Below are 22,271 nucleotides of genomic sequence, written 5' to 3'. Positions count from 1 at the left end.
CGCGGTGCGCGGTGCGCGGTGCGCGGTGCGCGGTCACGCAGTGCCGGACGCGGTTACGCCTCGCCGCGCTCGCGGCGCAGCCAGAGGATCGGGTCGCCGGCGTCGCGGGCGACGCCGTGCGCCGCGAGCATGCTTCGCGCGAGCTCGCGGCGGTGCGCGGCGTAGGTGAGCACGTGCGCCACGACCCCGCTCACCACGAAGCTCTCGGGCGGCTCGCAGAGCGCGTCGACGAGCCGGTCGTCCCAGGCCCGCCGCGCGTCGATATCGCGCACGAACGCGAGCCAGCGCCCGGCCACCCCCGCATGAAGCTCCCCGAGGGCGGCGAGACTGGGAGCATCGGAGGTCGCGGGTGCCCGCTCCCCGTCGAAGGCCGCGAGCCACACGCGCTTCGAGTGGACAAGCTGGGTGAGCACGGCGGCGATGCTCGCCTCCTCGCCAGTGAAGTCCAGCACGGTCTGTCCCGGCCGCACCCCCAGCGTGGTGACCGCCGGATCAAGCGCCGCCGCGGCTGAAATGAGCGCGGCGGTGTCGTCCAGGTCGTGGCGAACGAGCTGTTCAACAAGCGGATTCACGGGAGTCTCCTGTTCGTGCACCCAGAGTGAGGTGGGCGGATGGAAGTGAATGCCGTTCGCGCTCGGCAACCAGTGCCCGGCCGCGGGAGCACTGGGCGGGTGCCCGAACGCCCGCGCGTATGCCCGGCTGAAGCCCTCGGCTGAGTCGTACCCGGCCGCGATCCCGGCGTCGACCACGCTCGCGCCACCGCGCAACTGCCACGCGGCGCGCTCGAGCATCACGCGGCGGCGCATGGCGACGGGCGGTTCGCCCGCGCGCTCGGACACCGTGCGGGCGAAGTTGAACCGCGTGGTGTGCGCGGCGCCCGCCATCTCGTCGAGCGTGCGGTGGCGCTCGTCGAGCACCGCGTCGAGGAGCTCGCGCAGACGGTCGGGCTGGGAATGCGGCATGGGTCAAGTCTGCTCCGATTCTGCCGCGCGCGCATGACCGGTATTGCTGAATCGCTGCGGGGCGCAGCCCCGCAGTGTCGGTCGTTACTGCAATGATCGGTGCATGGCGATTCACGAGCAGTCAACCCGGGACCGGGCACTCGATGTGCTGCGACAGCTCACCGGCGCCCCCACGGCCGAGTTTCACCCCGGCCAGTTCGAGGCGATCAGCGCGCTCGTCGACGAGGGCCGTCGCGCACTGGTGGTACAGCGCACGGGCTGGGGCAAGTCGGCGGTCTACTTCGTAGCGACCGCGCTGCTCCGTGCGCGTGGCGCCGGCCCCACCCTGCTGGTCTCCCCGTTGCTGGCCCTCATGCGGGATCAGGTCTCCGCGGCGGAGCGCGCCGGCGTGCGCGCCGCCGCGATCAACTCGGCCACCGCCGAGGAATGGGGCGAGATCGAGGGCAGACTCGCCCGCGACGAGATCGACGTGCTGCTCGTGTCGCCCGAGCGCCTGAACAACCCCCGCTTCCGCGAACAGCAGCTGCCCGGCATCCTCGCGCGCATGGGGCTGATGGTGATCGACGAAGCGCACTGCATTTCCGACTGGGGCCACGATTTCCGGCCCGACTACCGTCGCATCGCGGCGCTGCTCGCGGGCCTCGACCGGCACATCCCGGTGCTCGCCACCACGGCCACCGCAAACGCCCGCGTGGTCGCGGACGTCGCGGAGCAGCTCGGCAGCGACGTGCTCACGCTCCGGGGCACGCTCGCGCGCGACTCGCTGCGGCTCGGCTCGCTGACGCTGCCGTCGGCGCAGGCGCGACTCGCCTGGCTCGTCGCGCACCTTGGCGGGCTGCAGGGCAGCGGGATCGTCTATGCGCTCACCGTCTCGGCGGCGGAGGACACCGCGGTGCTGCTGCGCGACGCCGGCTACGAGGTGGCGGCGTACACGGGCCGCACCGACCCCGAGGAGCGGGAGCGCCTCGAGGGTGCGCTCAAGCGCAACGAGGTGAAGGCGCTCATCGCCACGAGCGCGCTCGGCATGGGCTTCGACAAGCCGGATCTCGGCTTCGTGGTCCACCTCGGGGCACCCTCCTCCCCCGTGGCGTACTACCAGCAGGTGGGCCGCGCCGGGCGCGGCACCGCCCACGCCGACGTGCTGCTGCTCCCCGGGGCCGAGGACGCGGCGATCTGGCGCTACTTCGCCACCGCCTCGATGCCGGATCCGGTGCGCGCCGCGGCCGTAATCGCGGAGCTCGGCGCGCCGGACTCGGCGCCGCTGTCCACTCCGGCGCTCGAGGCACGCGTTGATCTGCGCCGCACGCAGCTCGATCTCCTCCTCAAGGTGCTCGACGTCGACGGTGCGGTACACCGGGTCGCCGGCGGCTGGGTGGCCACGGGCGCCCACTGGGAGTACGACGCCGAGCGGTACCGCCGGATCGCTGCGGCGCGCGAGGCAGAGCAGGCCGCGATGCTCGAGTACGAGCGCGGGGCGGTGTGCCGCATGGAGCTGCTGCAGCGCGAGCTCGACGACCCGACCGCCGCGCCCTGCGGGCGCTGCGACGTGTGCGCGGGGCCCTGGTACCCGAGCGAGGTGAGCGGCGCGGCGGCGGAGCAGGCGTCGACCCGGCTCGAACGCGCGGGCGTGCCGATCGAGCCGCGGGGGCAGTGGCCCACCGGCGCCGATCGGCGCGGGGTCCCCGTCCGCGGCAGGATCGCGGTGGAGGAGCGCGCGGAGACCGGCCGCGTGGTCGCCCGACTCACCGACCTCGGCTGGGGCGGCCAGCTCCGAGAACTCTTCGCGGCGGGCGCCGCCGACCGCGAGCTTCCAGACGCGCTCCTCGGAGCCGTGATCGCCACGCTTCGCGATTGGCCGTGGGAGGCACGGCCCGTCGGGATCGTCGCGATGCCGTCACTGAGCCGGCCCCGCCTCATTGGCAGCACGGCCGCCGCGATTGCCGAGCGAGGAAAACTGCCGTTCCTCGGCACCCTCGACCTTGATGAGTCGCGGCCGGCCACGGGACCGGGCGGCAACAGCGCGTTTCGCCTCGCCTCCGTGTGGGGGCGCTGGAGTGTGGGCCCGGAGCTCGCCGCGACCGTGTCGCAGGCGCCCGGCCCACTCCTGCTTGTCGACGACCTCGTCGACAGCCGCTGGTCGCTCACGGTCGCCGCACGCGAGCTGCGCCGGGCGGGGGCGCCGGCGGTGCTGCCGTTCGCGCTTGCCTCGGTCGGCTAGGCGCGGCGCGGTCGACCCGGTCGGCTCAGATGTGTCGGCTCGGCGCGGCCGGCGCGGCCGGCTAGGCGCGGCCGGCGCGGCACGCTCGGCACGCTCGCCGCGGCACGCCGCACCCCGGTCAGCCGGGGCGCTGGGTCCGCGCGCTCAGGTCTGGCAGCCCGGGCACCAGTACAGCTTGCGCGCGCCGAACTCCTCAAGCACGATGTTCGCGCCGCAGCGCTTGCACGGCGTGCCCTCGAGCTTGTAGACCCAGTGCCGCTCGTCGCGCTCCTCGAGGGCGCGCTGATACTCCGCGCCACTCAGCCCATCGATCGTGATCATCTGGCCCACCGTGATGCCGGTCTCGAGCAGCTCCGCCCAGTCGTCCCACAGCGCCTCGAGCACGGTGCGGTCGAGGGTGTTCGCGGGCGTGTGCGGGTTGAGACCGGCGCGGAAGAGCATCTCGGCGCGGTAGACGTTGCCGATTCCCGCCACGACCGACTGATCCATGAGCACGAGGCCGATCGGCGTCTTTTTCTTGCCCGCGCGCTCAACGAAGCGCGCCCGCTCCGCGGGCGTGTTCGCGTTGGCGGGGTCCGGGCCCAGGCGCTGCACCACGGCGTCGACCTCGGCCGGCGTGAGCACCTCACACGCGGTCGGCCCGCGCAGGTCGGCGCACACGGTGTCGGTGAGCAGGCGCACGCGCACCTGGCCCACTGGGTCTGGCGGGAAGTGTCCGGCATCGGCCACCTCGCGGTCAGACTCGGCCATACGCACCCGCGAGCGCCGGGGCGCGCCGATCGACGTGACCGAGTCCTCGCCCTCACGATCGACCGCGCCGCCCGGGCCCGAGTTCTCCCCGGTCTGGCCGAGCTTCGAGTGTCCCGGCGTCTGCCCGTGGATCTGGATTGACGGGTCCACCCGTACCTCGCCCGCGAAGTCCCACGCCCCGTAGATGCCGAGGTGCACCCGCAGCCACTGGTCACCGGCGAACTCGAGGAACATCTGCTTGCCCACCGCGCGGGCGTCCACCATCTCCCGCCCGGAGAGCACGGCGGCGCCCTGCGCGAACCGCCCCTGGGGGCTGGTCACCTCGGGCGCAGTGCCCACAAAATTGACGCGAAACTGCCGCGCGATGCGGTGTACGGAGTGTCCCTCGGGCACGGCTAGCTCAGCTGGTCGACGTGCTTGCCGGCGATCTGCCCCGTCCGCTCGTACTCGCCGAGCTGTGCGATGCGGCGCACGTGGCGCTCATCGCCGGGGAACGGCGTGGCCACGAACAGTTCGATGAAGCGGATCGCGTCTTCGACCGGGTGCTGGCGCGCGCCAATCGAGATCACGTTCGCGTTGTTGTGCTCACGGGCGAGCGTGGCCGTCGACTCGTTCCACACGAGGGCCGCGCGGATCCCGGCGACCTTATTTGCCGCCATCTGCTCGCCGTTGCCCGAGCCGCCGAAGACTACGCCGAGCGCCTCGACGCCCGCGCGCTCGTCAGTCGCGACGCCGATCGCGGCGTTGATGCAGAACGACGGGTAGTCGTCGAGCGCGTCGTATTCAGCGGGCCCGTGGTCGATCACCTCGTGTCCGAGCGAGCGCAGGTGCTGCTGCAGCTGCTGGCTGAATTCGAGTCCGGCGTGGTCAGTAGCAACGTGAATGCGCATGGCCACAATCTTAGCCGCGCCGCGGGCAGGCCGCGTGCGGCGGCGCGACCGACCAGCGGCGCGAGCAGACCGCGCGCGGCGCGAGCGCGTTAGAACTGCGGGCCGGCCGTGCGGCCGCGCTTGAGCTCGTAGAAGCCGGGGACGTTGGCAGCGGCGAAGATCCCGTCCCACAGCTGCAGCGCCGCCTCGCCCGTGGGCGACGGCGTCACCACGGGGCCGAAGAAGGCGGTGCCGTCGACGGAGATCACGGGGACCCCCACGTCGGGCCCGGCGATCTCAAGGGCGTGATCGGTGTTCGCGCGCAGCGTCGCGTCGAGGGACGCATCGGCCGCGGCGGCGGCAAGCGTGGCGGGCAGCCCCACCTCGGCGAGCGTCTCGGCGATGATCGCGGCCTCGTCGCGGCTGGCCTCCGGGTGGAAGCGCTTGCCGAAGCCGGCGTACAGCCCGCCGACGACCTGATCGCCGTGCGCGCGGCGCGCAGCCTCGATGACGCGCCCCAGATGCAGGCCGATCCTGAAATTCGGTGCGTGGTCGCCCGTGTCACGGTGTTCGTTCAGGATCTCCAGGCTGACGGGATGCCACACGATTGAAAAACCGCGCTCGATCGCGACTTCCTGCAGCCACCGGCTCGTCATCCAGCACCACGGGCACACTGCGTCAAACCAGAATTCAACCTGCGGACCTGAATTTGCGGGGGGCGTCACACTCATCTCACCAGCCTATCTGGGGTTCTCCGGCGTAGGCTGGAGATCGTCAAACATCGTTACTCGTCAGGAGCATCAGTGCCAGGAACGAATCTCACCCGCGCGGAAGCACAGGAGCGGGCCAGCATCGTCGAGTCGCAGCGCTACGAAGTCGCCCTCGACCTCACGGTCGGCCCGGAGACCTTTGCCGCCGACACCACCATCCACTTCGCGGCAAGCCCCGGATCGGCCACCTTCGTGGACCTGATCGCCGATTCGGTCGAGCTCGTCGAGCTCAACGGAGTCGCCCTCGATCCGGCGACCGCGTTCGCCGATTCGCGCGTGCAGCTGCCGGGCCTCGCCGCGCAGAACACCGTGCGCATCGCCTCCACCCAGCGCTACACGAACACCGGCGAGGGCCTGCACCGCTTCGTCGACCCCGCCGACGGCGAGGTGTACCTCTACTCGCAGTTCGAGGTGCCCGACTCGCGGCGCATGTTCGCCGTGTTTGAGCAGCCGGACCTGAAGGCCACGTTTGCGTTCACCGTCACCGCACCCGCGCGGTGGCAGGTGGTCAGCAACCAGCCGACGCCCGCGCCCACCGCGACCGGCACGAAGGCCGGCGCGCAGGGCAGCGACTGGGCCGAGCAGGAGATCGCCACGTGGGCGTTCGAGCCGACGCCGGTGATGTCGAGCTACATCACCGCGCTGATCGCCGGCCCGTACGCCGAGGTGCGCTCGGAGCTCACCAGCCGCGACGGCCGCACGATCCCGCTCGGCGTGTTCTGCCGCGCCTCGCTCTCGGAGTACCTCGACGCCGACTACATCTTCGAGAAGACCCGCGAGGGTTTCGCGTTCTTCGAGGAGCAGTTCGACTACCCGTACCCGTTCGACAAGTACGACCAGCTGTTCGTGCCCGAGTACAACATGGGCGCGATGGAGAACATCGGCGCGGTGACGTTCACCGAGGCCTACGTGTTCCGTTCGAAGGTGACCGACGCGATGCGGGAGCGCCGGGTCGTCACGATCCTGCACGAGCTCGCCCACATGTGGTTCGGCGACCTCGTGACCATGCGCTGGTGGAACGACCTGTGGCTCAACGAGTCGTTCGCGGAGTACATGTCCACGCTCGGCGTGGCCGAGGCTACCGAGTGGACTGAGTGCTGGACCACGTTCGTCGCCTCCGAGAAGTCGTGGGCGTACCGGCAGGATCAGCTCCCCTCGACGCACCCCATCGTCGCCCCCATCAGCGACCTCGAGGACGTACTCGTCAACTTCGACGGAATCACCTACGCGAAGGGCGCGTCCGTGCTCAAGCAGCTCGTCGCTTGGGTGGGTCGCGAGCCGTTCATGCGCGGCGTCCACGACTACTTCGTGAAGCACCACCACGCGAACACCGAGCTCCAGGATCTTCTCACCGAGCTGGAGGCCCAGAGCGGGCGCGATCTCGGCGAGTGGTCAAAGCTGTGGCTCGAGACCGCCGGCGTGAACACGCTGCGCCCGGTGTTCGAGCTTGACGCCGATGGCCGCTACACGAGCTTCGCGATCGCGCAGAGCGCCGTGGCGGAGTACCCCACGATCCGTCCGCACCGCATCGCGGTCGGCCTGTACGGCGAGGCGAGCGACGGCAGCGGGGCGGTCCGCCGGATCCAGCGCCTTGAGCTCGACATCGCCGGCGAGCTGACCGAGGTGCCCGAGCTCGTGGGAGTGGCGCAGCCCGAACTCCTGCTGCTCAACGACGACGACCTCACCTACGCGAAGATCCGGCTCGACGAGCGCTCGCTCGCGACCGCCGCGGCGCGCCTGGGCGACCTCGACGACTCGCTCGCCCGCGCACTCGTCTGGGGCACACTCTGGGACGCGACGCGCGACGCCGAGTTCCCGGCCTCCCGCTTCGTCGACATCGTGCTCGCGCACATCGGGCGGGAGACCGCGTCGACCACGCTGCGCACGCTGCTCGGCCAGCTGCTGCTCTCGGCGGCGAGCTACGTGGCGCCCGAGCGCCGCACGGCAACGCTCGAGCGGGTCGCCGACGCGCTGTGGCGGCTCGCGATCGACGCGGAGCCCGGCTCGGATCGCCAGTTCCAGTTCGTGAAGTCGTTCGGCCAGCTCGCCGGCACCTCCGAGCAGCTCGACACGGTGCAGGGCCTCTTCGACGGCTCGCTCCCCCTCGACGGCCTCGACATCGACACGGACCTCGGCTGGGAGCTGCTCATCGCGCTCGCGGCGGGCGAGCGGGCGGGGGCGGCCGAGATCGACGCGCGCCTCGCCGAGGATCGCACCGCGAGCGGCAACCAGTCGGCAGCGCACGCCCGCGCGGCACTGCCGACGGCCGCCGCGAAGCAGGCCGCGTGGGAGCTCGTGTGGGACACGAGTGACCAGCCGAACGCGATCGTGCGCGCGACCGGTCTGGGCTTCACCCGGGCCAGCGACCGCGAGCTGCTCGTGTCGTTCGTCGACCGCTTCTTCGCGGCCCTGCTGCCCGTCTGGGAGTCGCGCAGCTACCAGATCGTCGAGGAGCTGGTTGACGGGTTCTTCCCGGCGCCGCTGGCAAACGTCGCCCTCGCCGACGCGACCCGCGCCTGGCTCTCCGCGAACCCGGCAGCGCCGGCCGCGCTGCGCCGCATGATCACCGAGCACCTCGCCGGCGTCGAGCGCGCCGTGCGGGTGCAGCAGGCGGACCTGGAGGCGTAAATGGAAGGGGTCGGCACAGAACTCGCCAATTTCTACTTCGATTACCGCAAGGCAATCAACATCTTCGTGATTGTGCTGCTCGCGGTTCTCGCGAATTGGCTGCTGCGCCGACTCCTCACGCGCACCGTCACCCAGGTGGTGCGCGGCGTCAAGCGCGCGCAGGACGTCGACACCACCTCGGAGATGCAGGCTGCGCCGTACGTGAACGCGCGCGCGGTGCAGCGCACCCGCACGCTCGGCACGGTGGGGCGGCACATCATCACCTGGACCATCGTGGTGATCGCGATGATCCTGATCCTCGGCCAGCTCGGCGTCAACCTCGCCGCGCTGCTCACCTCCGCCGGAATCGTCGCCGCGGGCCTCGCCTTCGGCGCACAGAACATCGTGAAGGACATCCTCAACGGGATCTTCATGGTGTTCGAGGATCAGCTGGGCATCGGCGACGTGGTCACCATTGGCGAGGTGAACGGCACCGTCGAGGACGTGGGGATCCGCGTCACGCAGGTGCGCGCCCTCGACGGCACCCTGTGGTTCATTCGCAACGGCGAGATCCTCACCCTCGGCAACTCCTCTCAGGGCTGGGGGCGCGCGCTCGTTGACGTGACCGTCGACGCGCGGCAGGACCTCACCCGGGTATCCGAGGTGACGCTCGACGCCGCGCGCACCCTGCTCACGTCCGAACGTTACGCGCGCAAGGTCACCGGCGAGCCCGAGATCCTCGGCCTCGAGAGCGTGTTCGGGGACCGCGCCACCCTGCGCCTGGCCGTGCGCACGCGCCCCGAAGCGCAGTGGGAGGTGCAGCGCGGGATCCGGGCCGAGATCCGTCGCAAGTTCGCAGCCGAGGGGATTACGCTGGCAGACGAGCGCCCGAATCTGCCAGGAGGCCACGCGTGAACGACCAGCAGTCCCCCGAGACCCCAGCACCCGCGCCGCGGCTCACGCTGCGCGCCGGCGAGACCGGCAACGCCGTGACCGACACCGTGTGGGAACAGGTGGGCGGCACCGAGACCTTCGAGATCATCGCCCGCGCGTTCTACCGCGGCGTGCGCGAGGACGACGTGCTCGCCCCGATGTACCCGCAGGACAATTGGGAGGGCGCCACCTGGCGGCTGCGCGCGTTCCTTGAGCAGTACTGGGGCGGCCCCACCACGTACTCCGAGCAGCGCGGGCACCCCCGGCTGCGCATGCGGCACCAGCCGTTCCCGGTGACTCCGCTCGCGAAGGAGCGCTGGCTGCTGCACATGCACGCCGCGCTCGACGAAGCAGCGCTCCCGCCGATGCACGACGCCGCGTTCCGCGACTACGTCGAGCGCGCAGCGCTCGCAATGGTCAACCGCTTCGAAGACTGAGGCCGGGCGCGGCGGTCCCGGGCGCAACGGCCCCGGGCACAACGGTGCCGGGCACAACGGCCCCGGGCACAACGGCCCGAGGCGGGACACCGAGCGAGCGTCGGCGGGTAGCGGCGGGCCTCCGGTCCGCCTACGCTGGACGCATGAGCATCCACCTCACCGACGATCCAGCCGCAGACGCGCTCCTCAGCGAGAACCCGCTCGCGCTCCTCATCGGCATGCTGCTCGACCAGCAGATCGCGATGGAGGTCGCGTTCGCGGGGCCGCTGAAGATCGAGCAGCGGCTCGGCGGCGTGGACGCGGCGACCCTCGCCGCGGCGGATCCCGACGCCGTGGCGGCCGCGTTTAAGGAGACCCCGGCCGTGCACCGTTTCCCGGGATCAATGGCCGAGCGGGTGCAGCAGCTGTGCCGGGTGATTGCCGACAACTGGGGTGGCGACGCCGCCGCAATCTGGGAGCGCGACTCCCCCGACGGCGCGACCGTGCTCAAGCGGTTGAAAACGCTGCCGGGCTTCGGGCCGCAGAAGTCACAGATCTTCCTCGCCCTGCTCGGCAAGCAGCTCGGCTTCGCAGGTGCGGGCTGGCGCGAGGCCGCGGGGCCCTACGGTGAGGACGGCAGCCACCGCAGCGTGGCTGACATCACCTCCCCCGAGACGCTCGCCCTGGTCCGCGAGTCGAAGCGGGCCGCGAAGGCCGCCGCGAAGAAGTAGCGCCACCGCCGAGCGCCGCCACGCGCCGCAGCGCCCAGTCAATTGTCGCGAGAGCCTGAGCGGTGCCCCCGGGCACGGCGGCGGAGAACACGCGCTCCGCGGGGAACGGCTCGACCGCACCGCACGCCCGGGTCGCACTTGCGTCCGGGCCGGCGCCAGCGTCTGTTTCCGCACCGGCATCCGTGCCTGCTTGCGCTCCGGCGTCCGTGCCCGGGCCAGCCGTGAGCGCGTGTCGCGCCGCGGCCGCGGCCGCGGCGACGGCGCTCAGTCCCTCGACCGCGGGCGTCCCCGCAGGGAGCGTCGTGACCGGGGGCACCTCGGCCGGTTCGCGCTCGCGCGCCGCGGGGGCGGGGGCGGTTCCGGGTGCGGCGACCAGAAGCGACTGCACGAGCCGAGCCGCCGCCCGGGTCACCACGAACATGAGGTGCACCGCGTCGGCCTCTCCGCGCGTGCGCTCGAGCGCGAGGGCAGTGGAGACCCCCGCAACGGCGTCGTCGAGCTCGGCCTGGCGATCCTCGAGCGCCTTGAGTGCGCTGCCGAGTAGGCGCCTGCCGCTCGGCGCGGACAGCGCCTCGCTCACCGCGCGCAGCAGCGCATCGAGGGCGTCGAAGTATGCGTTGACCCGCGCGGTGAGCTGCGGTCGGGAGCTCGCGGAGAGCACGAGGTAGGCGCAGAGCACCCCGACCACGGCACCGATGAGCGTCTCCCCCGCGCGCAGCTCAAGGAGTTCGGGGCTGAGCGTGCCGAGCATCCGATAGATCGCCACCAGCATCGTGGTGAGCCAGAGAGCCACATACACATAGTTGAGCGGGCCGAAGTAGAGCACGCCAAACACCGCGATCAGAGCGATGATCGAGAGCGCCGCGGGCGAGTCGCCGCCCACCGCGACCGCGAGCACCCCCAGCGCAATCCCGCCGAACGTCCCCGTGACGCGCCGCACCGCCCGGGTGAGGATCGAGCCGCGCGTCCCCACCCCGATGAAGATCACGAAGGCGGTCATCACCGCCCAGTACCAGCGACTCGCGGACAGCGCCTCACCCACCACGCTCGCAAGCGTTGCCGCAATCATTGCCTGCACGGCCAGCCGGCTCTGCGCCGACCACGCGCGCCACCCCCGCACGCCCAGCGAGCCGCGCCGCTTCCGGTTGCCGCCCCAGCCGCGCCCGGCGACACCACCGGCACCGGCCGGGCCGGTCACCGCGGGGTGCGGCGCAGAAGCCGGCGCAGCGACCGGCACAGCGACCGGGGCGTGCGCCGCTGCCGCAGCGGCCGGCGGCACCGAGGGCCCAGACCCCGCTGAGGGCATCGCCGGCGCGGCCGTTTCCCGGGCCGGGCCGCTCGCCCGTCCGGGCCCCGGGCGGGCGGCGAGCGCGCGCAGCCAGACGTGCGCGCACGCGGCGTGAGCGATCAGGAGCGCGGCCGCGGCGCCGGGCGCCGGGGTGAGGTCGCCGCGGTCAGCGGCGTCGACCAGGCCCCGCGCCCAGCCCGCCGCGGAGGTGAACCGGGGCGAGCCAGGCGGCTCGGTGAGGACCGCGTTCAACTGGGCCAGCGCACGGTGTTCTGCGGCCGCGAGCTGGCCGGTCCGGTGCAGCCGCATGAGCTCGAATGCCGCCGACTCGGTGGTGACCCGCGCGTCGAGCACCCCGCGCTCAAACTCGGCGTCGCTGCACCCGAGGATCCCGGGCACACTGTGCGTGTCCTGCCACTGCGTGAGCGCACGACCCACCGTGTCGGCGCGGGCGAGCAGCGCGCGCATCTCGGCGGGCCGGGGCGACCGCGCGGCGTCTCGAGTCACCGCCGCCGACGCGAGCCGCAGTTCGTCGAGGAGCACCCGCAGCTCGCGCCCGGGCCGCCGCGCGAGCAGCACGGCGCGCACCAGGACCTGAGAGCCGACGGCCCAGGTCGCGATGAGGCAGAGCGCCCCGAGTGCCGCCCCCTCGGGCCGCATGAAGAGGGTGAAGAAGTAGCCGATGAACGCGATCGCGCCGAGCGCGGCCGCCCGCGCCCCGTATCGCCGCACCCAGATCGCCGCCCCGGACAGCACAATGAAACCGACCATTACGAACGGCCGCAGCGAAGACGCGGCGGCCGCAAGCAGGATCGCGGCGAGCACGGCCGGGAGGAGCAGCGCCGTGGTGAGCAGCCTCTGGGCGGGCGTGCGGTCCTTCACCAGGTTCCCGGCCTGCAGCGACAGGAACACCGAGGCAGCGATCATCCCGGAGTTCGCGCCGAGCAGGTGCACCGTGGCCCACCCCGCAAGAACGCTCGCGAGCACGCCGCAGGTGAGCGCGACGGCGCGCACGAGGCGCGCGTGTCCCGGGTCGAGTGCCGCAACGACCCGGGACAGGCGCACAGCGACGTGCCTCACGTCGCTGCCCCGCCGCGCACCCCCGTCACCCCGTTCAGCTCGGGTCGACGAGACCGTACTGTTCGAGCAGCTGCCCGACCACGTTGTTCTCAATGTGGTGGCGCGCGAACCTGCGCGCGAGCGGACCGCCGGGGATCTCAAACTCCGCGCCATCGCGCATGCGGTTCACCGCGTGAAACAGCGCGCGAACGTCGTAGGTCGAATTGAACACCTCGGGCACGCCGCGTTCAATGTCGAGCAGCGTATAGACGGCCTCCATCGGCGTGCGCACCGAGTACTCGGTGGTGAAGATGCAGTCGCGCTCGGCCGACTGCGCGAACTGCCCGATAAACGCGAAGTTTGTTGCCCCCTCCGGAACGACCGCGGGCCGGTCGCTGTGCTTGCGGGGCATGAAGAAGGCGGTCACGTACGGCATCATGACGGGCACTGTCTTCGCGCCGTCCGCGGCGAGCTCCGCAATCTGATCCTCCGGAACGCCCAGGTGATATAGCCACTCCTGGGTGATCTCCTCGCCCGTGCAGTCCTGCATGGGCTTCTGCACGTAGTTGCCCACCGCCTCCGGGAACAGTCCGTACACCCACACTACGATCTGGTCTTTCGGCTGCTTCTTGAAGTGCGGCTGGCGGTTCACCGTCCACGACATGAGCCAGTTCGAATCCATCACGGTCACGATGCCGCCGGTGACCACCTTGCCGCTAAACGGGTCGCGCTTCGAGATCTTGCGAATGTACTCGGGGATGCGGGTATCGAGCGTGGTCACCGTCGCGGATTCCCACTTGGTCTTCGGGATGTTGCCCCCGAACACGTCGGGCTGCCCGAACGCCGGATCCTTCGCGGCGATTCGACGCCACAGGTCCCACGCGGGCGCGGGGCCGGTGTTGAGCTGCGCCGGGGTGTGGTGGTCCCCGTCGCTAGAGTTCTCGGTGAGGGAGCCAATTGTCATGAACAGGAGGTCGTCGTCGGTGAGGTCGATCTGCCCCGCCTCACCCCGCTCGCGCAGGTGAATGCGGGTCGCCTGCTTGCGGGGCTCATCGTGCGCAATCGCAAAGTCGACGTCGGTGATCACGGTGCTGTAGCGGAAGTTCACGCCGTGGTCGGTGAGCCAGGTGACGAGCGGCAGCACGAGCGATTCGTACTGGTTGAACCGCGTGAACTTCAGCGTGGTGAAGTCGGGCAGGCCCTGGATCTGGTGGATGAATCGGTGCAGGTAGAGCTTCATCTCGAGCGCCGAGTGCCACTCCTCGAAGGCGAACATGGTGCGCCAGTAGAGCCAGAAGTTGCTGTCGAGGAATTCGCGGGTGAACACCTCGTCGATGCGCTTATCCTCCATCTCCTCGGGGAGCGCGGTGAAGACGTTCGAGATCTCTTGCTGCGCCTTCTGACTGAGGGCGAACTTGAAGTCCGTGCCCCCGTCCTCGCCCTGCTGCTTCGTGGTGCGGCGGAGCGTCGAGTTCGGGTCGTCTCGGTTGAGCCAGAAAAACTCGTCGAGCACGCTCGCGTTCTCTTCTTCGAGCGAGGGGATCGAGCGGAACAGGTCCCAGAGGCACTCAAAGTTGCTCTCCATCTCGCGGCCCCCGCGGATGACGAACCCCTTCTCTGGGACATCGAGCCCATCAAGCGCGCCGCCGGGCAGGTCTTGCTGCTCGAAGATCGTGATGCGTGAGCCGTCCATCTGACCGTCGCGAATCAGGAACGCCGCGCCGGCGAGCGCCGCGAGGCCCGAACCGACGAACCAGGCACGCTTGGTGTCGACGCCCTCCGGCTTCCGCGGTCGCGCAAATGCTTCGTAGTTTCCACTCGTATACCGCACACTCGCTCCTCTGATTGGTCGCACTGGTCTTCACGTGCGCTGCTGTTCTCTCCGCTGGTATTCACTGCGCCGCTATTCACGTGCGCTGCTATTCACGTACACCGAGCGGCTCTTGTGTCCGCCCGCAGCCCTGAGGCACCCCACCGCCAGCGCGCCAAACAAACATGAAACTCACACGTTAGCAATGGGTTGCTCATAGGCTATCCGAAGCTTGACGCGCCGCGCCAGGCCATCGCGCCAGCCCGCCGGGTCGAACCATCGGGCCGCGAATCGCCGAATCCCGGAATGTAGAGCCCGATGCCCGAGCCGTCAACGCATAGGGAATCGATCACTGGCACATCAGTACACCACGATCACTAGACTGGAAACTCAGGATTCTTGCTTGTCCCGCAGAGAGGCGCATCGGTGACCCACGAACTATCGCACGTGACGGGAATCGCCCTGGCGGTGCTGTCCGCAGCAGCGCTTTCGTTTGGCAACGTCTGGCAAAGCCGGGGCGTGAAGATCGCCACCGCGCGCAAGGGCGACGGAAAGTTCTTCCTCACCGTGGTGAAGACACCGGTCTGGCTCCTGGGCACCGCACTCTACGGCGTCGCGATCCTGCTGCAGATCAGCAGCCTGACGTTCGCCCCGCTCATGCTCGTGCAGCCGATTGGCGTGCTGGCGCTGGTGTTCGCGGTGTTCCTCAACCCGCACTTCGGCGGCCCGAAGCCCACGGTCGCGGTGTACCGCGCGATGGGAGTGTGCCTCGTGGGCGTGCTCGGATATGTGATCATCGCCGCGCAGGTGAGTGAGCAGCGCTCGATCACCGACGCCGAGCTGGTGGGCGTGCTCCTCTCGCTCGCGGCGGTGCTCGCTGTCGCCGGCGTGAGCCTGGCTCTCAACCGGGGAAAGATCAGGATCCCGGTCGTCTACGTGCTGCTCGGCGGCGTATTCTCCGCGTTCGTCGCCGCGCTCGGGAAGACCGTCATCCTGCGCGTGCAGGGGATCTTTGCCGGCCACGCTTTCACACTCGACAGCGAGGGCGTCCTCACGCTCCTCTGCGTGATCGGCATCGGCATCGCCTCCGCACTCTCGATGTACTTCGTGCAGATGGCCTACACCTGCAACGCGTCCGACGTCGTGGTCGCGGGGACCACGGTGATCGACCCGGCAGTCTCGGTGGTGATCGGCATCGTCATCCTGCACGAGGCCGCAAACGCCCCGCCGTGGTCGCTCATCGCTATCGCCGTCGCCGGCTCGATCGCGGTCGTCGGCGTACTGAAGCTCTCGAAGGCCGAGACTCCGGGCAGCGGCGCCCCGAGGACCGAACCCACGGCGGGCGAGGCGCCGGCAGAGCCCGTGGCGGGCGAGACAGCCGCGGCGGGCCCGGAGCCCACAGCGTAAGAGCCCTCGGTGGCGGGATCACGATCCCGCCACCGAGGGCTCTTCTCGTCGAGCGAACTACTTCCCGGACTTCACCAGGCCAAGCTTGCCCAGCGACTTCACGATCGCAGTGAATTCGTCCTGCTTCCGGGCCACGAACTCAAGCGCGTCCTGCCCGGCCTGTACGATCCCCATGCCGAGGTCATCGACCGCCTCGAACTTGTGACTGACATCGCCGGCGATCCCGCCCTCGAGCGAGAGCTTGCTGAGCAGGTCGAGCTTCAGCACCTTCGTGCCCTCGGCAAAGCTCAGCTTCTCGAAGTCCACCCACACAATGTTCGGGCGCGTGGTTGACTCGAACGCGTACCGCTTGTTGGTGAGGTCGGCCACGACCTGCCAGATGGTCTGCGAGGCGTCGGGCTTGCCCGGCTCGGGCGTGCGGAACGGCTGCGCGGCGTTGCGAATAATGCTGAACATCGCGGCCATTGCCTGCAGCTCGGTCTTAGGCTGCACCTGGTGCTCCACGTAGTAGGAGGCCCGCGCGAAGCGGTCGGACGCGAGCGTGGACCCGGGGAGCGGCTTGTCTCCCCCGAACCCCTCGGTCTCCTTGAGGAGCTCAAGCTGCTTATCGAAGGTGGGTGAGTTCGTCATCACCTTGTAGTCGCGGCTGTGGTACACCTTCGCCGAGCCGTCGGTGTACTCAATAATGGCGGAGTCGCCACTCGCGTCGTTGAACGCGAGGTGCAGCGTGGGGACCAGCTTGCCGGTGGGGTCGAACAGCTGGGCGATCTTTACGCCCGAGCTCTCGGTCCACTCAACCGCCTCGGCGACGGTGGCGAAGTTGTCGAGGTAGTACTGCAGCCACACGGCCTGGCTCAGCTGCACGTCCGAGTCTGCCGGCTTGCCGTAGTTTGACTCCGCGAGCCACAGCACGTGCCCGGCGAACCCCTCCTCGTTCATGCCATCGGTCGCGATGAGGTCGAACGCGGTCGCGATCACGCTGCCGTACTTCGCCTTCCAGACGAGCTTGCCGTTGGCGCCGTCCTTGCGCTCGATCCCCCGCGGCATCTTCCACAGGTTGGTGAGGAGATCCATATGGAAGTCCATGTTCCGCCCAACAATCACCGCGCCGTTCGCGTCAGGCCAGAGTACTCGTGTACACATTTTGGGTCCCTTTCGGTCCTTGCACTCGTGAAGTGCGTTGTACGCTTCGGCGCCTGGACGGCCCCGAAGCGGGTCTCGGTTCGCCGGGCACCGGTGTGCCCCGCGAGGGTTCGGGTGAGTCAGGCACCGGCCGGACTCGGTGCCGCGGTCGCCGCGCGCACCGCCTGCGCCCGGTTCCAGGGCGCCTGCGGGAGCACAACTGCGGACGCAAGCACGAAGCACACGGCGCCGATAAACGTGCCCCAGTTGGCGACCGGCGCGTCCTTGCTCGATCCGTCACTCAATACGAACGCACCCACCGCTGACACCGCGAACGCGATGCACCCCAGCATGTTGATGTGCGCCGACCACCAGCCGGAGCTGCGCGGCTCCCAGAGAGTGTGCTCCGAGCGATAGAACGCGACGTACACAAAGAACGCGCTGATCAAAAACGCAACCGAGCCGCCGGCGTCCGGGTTCCACATGTAGTGCTTCTCGGCCGACACCGACTTGGCGGTGAGCGCCGTAGTGGTGCTCACGTTGAAGAGGATCGTGCCAAAGCTCTGCGTGGCAGCGGCGAGCCACTCCGCCCGAAGCGCTTTCCCCTGACCGGGCCGGCCCGGCACCGTCGCGTCGCCGCTGAGCACCACCTGGAACAGACCGGCCGTGGTGAAGAACCACGCGCCAATGAAGCAGCACCAGTTCGTGAACCCCACGCCGGCAAAGTCCCAGATCGAGGCGGCGGAGCCCACCGCGAAGAGGGATCCGCCGATGATGAAGTAGACGCTCTGCTTGGTGAGCGACGGGGTGAGAAATGCAGCGCGCGTGATGGTCGCGTGGGGTGTCATCTGTGATCCTGATCTCTGACGGAGCGCTCGGGACGCTTGGCTGCGGTGCCCGTGCGGACACCGCAGCCAAGCGGCGGTCGACTAGTGGGCGAAGCCCTGCTTCTTCGCCTCGCTGGGAAGCGGCGTCGTGAGGGCCTGGAGGTACTCCACTTCCTCCCGAATTGCCGTCAGGAGGTAGTCGGCGAGGTCCATGCTGAGGTCGGATCGCACCACGATGCGCTGCACGATCATGTCCGAGATATTGTCGGGCATCGGGTAGGCCGGCACCAGCCAGCCGCGCATGCGGAGGCGGTCGGCGAGATCATAGAGATCCCAGTTGCGTGCGCCGTCCTTCAGCTTCCAGGCGAACACTGGAATGGTGTCGCCCTTGCTGATGAGCTCGAACGACTCCATCTTTGCGATCGAGGAGGAGAGGTAGGTTGCCACATCGATCGAGCCCTGCTGGATCGCGCGGTAGCCCTCACGCCCCAGGCGCAGGAACTGGTAGTACTGCAGCAGCACCTGCGAGCCGGGACGCGAGAAGTTCAGCGCGAGCGTCGGCATGTCCCCGCCGAGGTAGCTCACGTGGAAGATCAGGCTCTCTGGGCACACCGCCTTGTTGCGCCACACGACCCACCCGACGCCGGGGTACACGAGACCGTACTTGTGACCGGAGGTGCTGATCGAGTTGACCCGCTCCACTCGGAAGTCCCACTCGAGCTCCGGCTGGCAGAACGGGGCCACCATGGCGCCCGAGGCGCCGTCGACGTGGATCTTCACGTCGAGGCCCGTTGCCGCCTGGATCTCGTCGAGCTTCGCCGCGATCTCTCGGACCGGCTCGTAGAGGCCCGTGTAGGTCTGGCCAAGAATTGCTACGACGCCGATCGTGTTCTCGTCAACGTACTTCTCGAGCTCGAAACCGTCGAGCACCAGGTGCTCCTTGGTGACCGGCACGTAGCGCGCCTCGACGTCCCAGTAGTTGCAGAACTTCTCCCACACCACCTGGACGCCGGCCGACAGCACCAGGTTTGGCTTCTCCGTCGACTTGCCCTCGGCCTTGCGGCGCTCCTGCCACAGGCGCTTGAGCGCGAGCCCGCCGAGCATGCACGCCTCGGAGGAGCCGATCGTGGACGTGCCGATGATGTCGTCGACATCGGGGGCGTTCCAGAGGTCCGCCAGCATGCGCCAGCAGCGGTCCTCGATCTCCGCGGTCGCCGGGTACTCGTCCTTGTCGATCATGTTCTTGTCGGCGGCTTCAAGGTGCAGCTTCTGTGCGTTCTCGTCCATCCACGTCGAGACGAAGGTGGCGAGGTTGAGACGCGAGTTGCCGTCGAGCATCGCGGTGTCGTGCACGATCTGGTACGCCGTGTCTGGAGCCATCAGCCCGTCCGGCATCTTGAACTTCGGGAGCGAAGACGCCTCGCCCGGCCGGGTGAAGACAGGCTTGATCTCCAGCTGTGCCTCCGAGCTCTGCTCGGCTGCGTTGCGGAAGCGTTCTGACATAGGGTGTCCTCTCCAGAGTTGAGAATGTTGCGGCTAGTGGTACACGGATTCAGAGCAGGCCGCCGGGCACGGCAGAGGGCCCCGTGGGAGGCCCCCCAGCGTGCGCCGCGGAGCGGCCGGATCGAGAGCCCTGGCGCGCGCGGGAGTGGCGCGGACCCCGCGGCGCAGCGGCCGAGAGTCGTGCGCCCGCGGCGGAGACAGCGGGCCCGGCATGAACAGACGGTGCGCCATAGTCCCCCCTCCAGATGCGGCCGGTAAGGCCCCCTAGCTCCACCTCTGCACCTCACCAAGATCAGTCACAGTGCAGTGTGAAACTCTTCCCTATCCAAGTGTTATCCTAGCAATTAACCATGAGCCGAGTTCAAGGATATTGTGACTTTCGTCCCGGATCGAGCGTCCGATGAGGGCGCCGCGCAGGACGGGAGCACCGGCATGAGTCTCCGGAGAACACGACTGCAGCGCGCCCTCGCGGCGATCGCCCCGGAACACTCGGACGAGCACGCCCGCGCCGAGCAATCGCCACGCCTCATTGAGCTGTTGGGCCTCCTCGGCCAGGCGCTACTCGCGGGCTCCCAGCCCACCAACGAGGTCGCCGCGACGCTCAGCTCCCTGGCCCGCGTCTACGGCCGCCCGGGCGTTCGCGTCGTGGTGCTCCCCACGGTCGTGCTCATCGAGGACCCGGGCGTGGCGCGCGACGCCCCCTCCATCTTCGAGGTCACGCAGTCGACGCTGCGTCTCGACCAGGTCGCCGACATCGAACGGCTCATTGCGCGCGCCGCGCACGACCGCACCGATCCAGCATCGGCGATCCAGCGGGCGCAGGAGATCATCGCGGCGCCGCCGCGCTTCGGGTTCTGGCGTTCCCTCCTCGGACACACGCTCCTCGCGGTGGGCTTCGGCCTCGTGATGAACCCCATCCCCGCCGCCCTGCCGGTCTACGCGATCCTGGGGCTCGCGATCGGGGCACTCGTGCTGCTCGGCTCACGCGTGCGCACGCTCTCGCTCGTACTCCCGGTTCTCGCCGCGTTTACGGCGACGGCGGTCATCGGCCTCATCGCACCGGATCTCGGAAGCGGCAGCACCCTCAGCCTGGTCACTCCGGCACTCGCGAGCCTGCTCCCCGGGCTCACGCTCACGATCGCCGCCGTCGAGCTCACGAACGGCCAGATCATCGCCGGCGCGAGTCGCCTGGTCTACGGGCTTGCCACGCTCGCCCTCCTCGCGTTCGGGCTCTACGTTGGCATCGTCGTCACGGGAATCTCCCACCCGCACACCTCGTCGGCGCCGCACCTGGGGCCGTGGGCGCCGTGGGTGGGGGTCGTCCTCGTTGCTGTCGGCTACTACCTCTACTCGGTCGCGCCCAAGCGCTCGCTCCCATGGATCCTCTTTGCCCTCGCGCTCGCCTACGCGGCGCAGCTCCTCGGGCACACTCTGCTGGGCCCCACACTCTCCGGACTTGTGGGGGCGCTCATCGCGGTACCCGCGATCTACCTCGTCGCGCACTTCCCGTCCGCGCCGCCGCCGGGCGTCATGCTGACCTGCGCGTACTGGATGATGGTGCCAGGAACCATGGGGTTCATCGGCCTCACCGAGGCGGTGTCCGGGACCGCCGGGGGCGGCGGTATTCTCATGCAAACCGCGGGGGCCGTGCTGTCGATCGCGATCGGCATGATCATCGGCACCGGGCTGAGCCGCGACACGGGGGCGTTCGCTCGCGCCTGGCAGCGCGAGCGCACCCATCACCTAAGCTGAGTGTTACTTATCAACTTCGAGAGGATTCTCTATGCGTGCCCTGGTACTGAGTTCACGGAACACCTTCGCTCTGGACATCATCCGGAAACTCGGGAGCTCCGGCCGCTACGTCGTGGCGGCAGACACCTTCGCCGGGGCGATGGGCAGCCACTCGCGCTTCCTCGCCGCGCACGAGGTCACGGCGTCACCCAGGTTTGAGACCGACCAGTTCATCGCAGACGTGTGCCGCATCGTCACCGAGCACAACATCGACACGATCATCCCCACCTTCGAGGAGGTCTTCTACCTCGCCGCGCGCGCCCACGACCTCCCGGCGGGGGTGCGACTGTTCGCTGGCGGGTTCGGCGAGCTCGCCCGCCTGCACGACAAGGGCAGTTTCCAGCGCCTCGTGGAGCAGGCCGGCGTACCGATCCCCGAGACCGTCGTGGTCTCGTCCGAGGACGAGCTGCACGAGGCGATCGCGCGGTTCCCACGCTTCTTCGCGCGCGCAGTGTTCTCGCGCGGCGGCGTGGGGCTCCTCACGAACACGGGACCGCTTGCCGGCAAGATGTCCGTCGCGGACTGCCACCCGACGGCCGACCAGCCCTGGCTGGTCCAGCCGTTCACCGACGGCCCGATGATTTGCACCTACAGCATCATCGTTGACGGCCGGGTGACCGCACAGTGCACCTATAGTGCCCCCGAGCAGTGGGCGCACAGCACCGGGATCACCTTCCTCGCGGAAGACAGCACGCAGACCCTCGAATACACGCAGCGCATCATCGACGAGCTCGACCCGAGCTTCACCGGCCAGCTCTCGTTCGACTTCGTGAAGCACGAGGGCGAGCTCTACGCGATCGAGTGCAACCCGCGACCCACCAACGGCGTGATCCTGCTGGAGACCGCCGAGTTCCTCGACGCGTTCGACGGAACCGTGATCGAGCCGGCAATTGTCGCCCCGGGGGTTGAACGCCAGATCCGCCTCGCGGTGCTCGCAGACGCGTTCGCCGAGCCCGTGCAGCACCTGAAGACCTCACTGCACGATCTGCTGCACGTCAAGGACATCGGCCACCAGTGGCACGACTCGTTTGCGATGATGTGGGGGCCGGCGGCACTGCTGCACGGCGCGAAGCTGGCGCACGGCGAGCGCCAGGAGCTCCTCAAAGCGATGGGCGAGGACATCGTGTGGAACGGCGAGCCAATCCCCGGCATGACCGACGCGGACGCGGCGGCACTCCTGGACGTGCACGCCCAGCGCATCTAGCCGA

17 protein-coding genes are annotated in these 22,271 nt (G+C 69.4%); 8 read left to right on the top strand and 9 right to left on the bottom strand.

Annotated elements, in window-relative coordinates; translation table 11 throughout:
* Positions 1-53: 53 nt before the first annotated feature.
* The gene (locus EV139_RS10660) at positions 54-962 is read right to left on the bottom strand and encodes a helix-turn-helix domain-containing protein (RefSeq protein WP_130454311.1); all 909 of its coding nucleotides are present in this window, start codon (positions 960-962) and stop codon (positions 54-56) included.
* A 103-nt stretch (positions 963-1,065) separates the two neighbouring features.
* On the opposite strand from EV139_RS10660, the gene EV139_RS10655 reads away from it, so the two are divergent.
* Entirely contained in the window at positions 1,066-3,180 is a 2,115-nt protein-coding gene (locus EV139_RS10655) for a RecQ family ATP-dependent DNA helicase (protein ID WP_130454310.1), read from the top strand.
* A gap of 144 nt (positions 3,181-3,324) precedes the next feature.
* Here the strand turns inward: EV139_RS10655 and EV139_RS10650 are convergent, their stop codons facing one another.
* The 3 genes from EV139_RS10650 to EV139_RS10640 form a co-directional block, all read right to left on the bottom strand.
* Positions 3,325-4,323: an Fpg/Nei family DNA glycosylase gene (locus EV139_RS10650; RefSeq protein WP_130454309.1), complete on the bottom strand. Its 999-nt coding sequence runs from the start codon at positions 4,321-4,323 to the stop codon at positions 3,325-3,327.
* Between the two features lie 2 nt (positions 4,324-4,325).
* The gene (locus EV139_RS10645; protein WP_130454308.1) at positions 4,326-4,820 is read right to left on the bottom strand and encodes a ribose-5-phosphate isomerase; all 495 of its coding nucleotides are present in this window, start codon (positions 4,818-4,820) and stop codon (positions 4,326-4,328) included.
* Between the two features lie 89 nt (positions 4,821-4,909).
* Positions 4,910-5,530: a mycothiol-dependent nitroreductase Rv2466c family protein gene (locus EV139_RS10640; protein ID WP_130454307.1), complete on the bottom strand. Its 621-nt coding sequence runs from the start codon at positions 5,528-5,530 to the stop codon at positions 4,910-4,912.
* 72 nt (positions 5,531-5,602) lie between these two features.
* On the opposite strand from EV139_RS10640, the gene pepN reads away from it, so the two are divergent.
* From pepN to EV139_RS10620, 4 genes are all read left to right on the top strand, one after another.
* Positions 5,603-8,197, top strand: coding sequence for an aminopeptidase N (gene pepN / locus EV139_RS10635; RefSeq protein ID WP_130454306.1), 2,595 nt, complete (start codon positions 5,603-5,605; stop codon positions 8,195-8,197).
* Complete coding sequence (locus EV139_RS10630) at positions 8,198-9,091, top strand: mechanosensitive ion channel family protein (RefSeq protein WP_130454305.1); 894 nt, start codon at positions 8,198-8,200, stop codon at positions 9,089-9,091. It begins immediately after the preceding gene.
* Complete coding sequence (locus EV139_RS10625; RefSeq protein WP_241989026.1) at positions 9,088-9,546, top strand: globin; 459 nt, start codon at positions 9,088-9,090, stop codon at positions 9,544-9,546. Before EV139_RS10630 ends, EV139_RS10625 begins: the two co-directional genes overlap by 4 nt.
* A 143-nt stretch (positions 9,547-9,689) precedes the next feature.
* Positions 9,690-10,256 carry an HhH-GPD-type base excision DNA repair protein gene (locus EV139_RS10620; RefSeq protein ID WP_130454304.1) on the top strand — a complete coding sequence of 189 codons (567 nt, stop codon included), beginning with the start codon at positions 9,690-9,692 and terminating at the stop codon, positions 10,254-10,256.
* Here the strand turns inward: EV139_RS10620 and EV139_RS10615 are convergent.
* Together EV139_RS10615 and EV139_RS10610 are read right to left on the bottom strand one after the other, a co-directional pair.
* Positions 10,186-12,624 (bottom strand): FUSC family protein, encoded by a 2,439-nt coding sequence (locus EV139_RS10615; RefSeq protein WP_157993031.1) that lies wholly within the window; start codon positions 12,622-12,624, stop codon positions 10,186-10,188. The genes EV139_RS10620 and EV139_RS10615 overlap by 71 nt on opposite strands.
* Positions 12,625-12,658: 34 nt before the next feature.
* Complete coding sequence (locus tag EV139_RS10610; protein WP_130454302.1) at positions 12,659-14,434, bottom strand: oleate hydratase; 1,776 nt, start codon at positions 14,432-14,434, stop codon at positions 12,659-12,661.
* 405 nt (positions 14,435-14,839) lie between these two features.
* Here EV139_RS10610 and EV139_RS10605 point away from each other — a divergent pair, with 405 nt between their 5' ends.
* Positions 14,840-15,820: a DMT family protein gene (locus EV139_RS10605; RefSeq protein WP_130454301.1), complete on the top strand. Its 981-nt coding sequence runs from the start codon at positions 14,840-14,842 to the stop codon at positions 15,818-15,820.
* 57 nt (positions 15,821-15,877) lie between these two features.
* Here the strand turns inward: EV139_RS10605 and EV139_RS10600 are convergent, their stop codons facing one another.
* The 3 genes from EV139_RS10600 to gad form a co-directional block, all read right to left on the bottom strand.
* Entirely contained in the window at positions 15,878-16,963 is a 1,086-nt protein-coding gene (locus tag EV139_RS10600; protein ID WP_130454300.1) for a linear amide C-N hydrolase, read from the bottom strand.
* 119 nt (positions 16,964-17,082) lie between these two features.
* Entirely contained in the window at positions 17,083-17,790 is a 708-nt protein-coding gene (locus tag EV139_RS10595; RefSeq protein ID WP_130454299.1) for a hypothetical protein, read from the bottom strand.
* A gap of 81 nt (positions 17,791-17,871) precedes the next feature.
* Complete coding sequence (gene gad, locus EV139_RS10590) at positions 17,872-19,272, bottom strand: glutamate decarboxylase (RefSeq protein WP_130454298.1); 1,401 nt, start codon at positions 19,270-19,272, stop codon at positions 17,872-17,874.
* Positions 19,273-19,644: 372 nt separating this feature from the next.
* Here gad and EV139_RS10585 point away from each other — a divergent pair, with 372 nt between their 5' ends.
* Positions 19,645-21,024 carry a threonine/serine exporter family protein gene (locus EV139_RS10585; protein WP_130454297.1) on the top strand — a complete coding sequence of 460 codons (1,380 nt, stop codon included), beginning with the start codon at positions 19,645-19,647 and terminating at the stop codon, positions 21,022-21,024.
* A 31-nt stretch (positions 21,025-21,055) separates the two neighbouring features.
* A complete protein-coding gene (locus tag EV139_RS10580; protein ID WP_130454296.1) occupies positions 21,056-22,267 on the top strand; it encodes an ATP-grasp domain-containing protein in 1,212 nt (403 codons plus the stop codon).
* Positions 22,268-22,271 lie beyond the last annotated feature (4 nt).

This window comes from Leucobacter luti (assembly GCF_004217175.1).
Classification (GTDB): Bacteria; Actinomycetota; Actinomycetes; order Actinomycetales; family Microbacteriaceae; genus Leucobacter; species Leucobacter luti.
The sequence above is the reverse complement of the archived record's forward strand: the minus strand, read 5'-3'. Positions and strand labels throughout refer to the sequence as shown.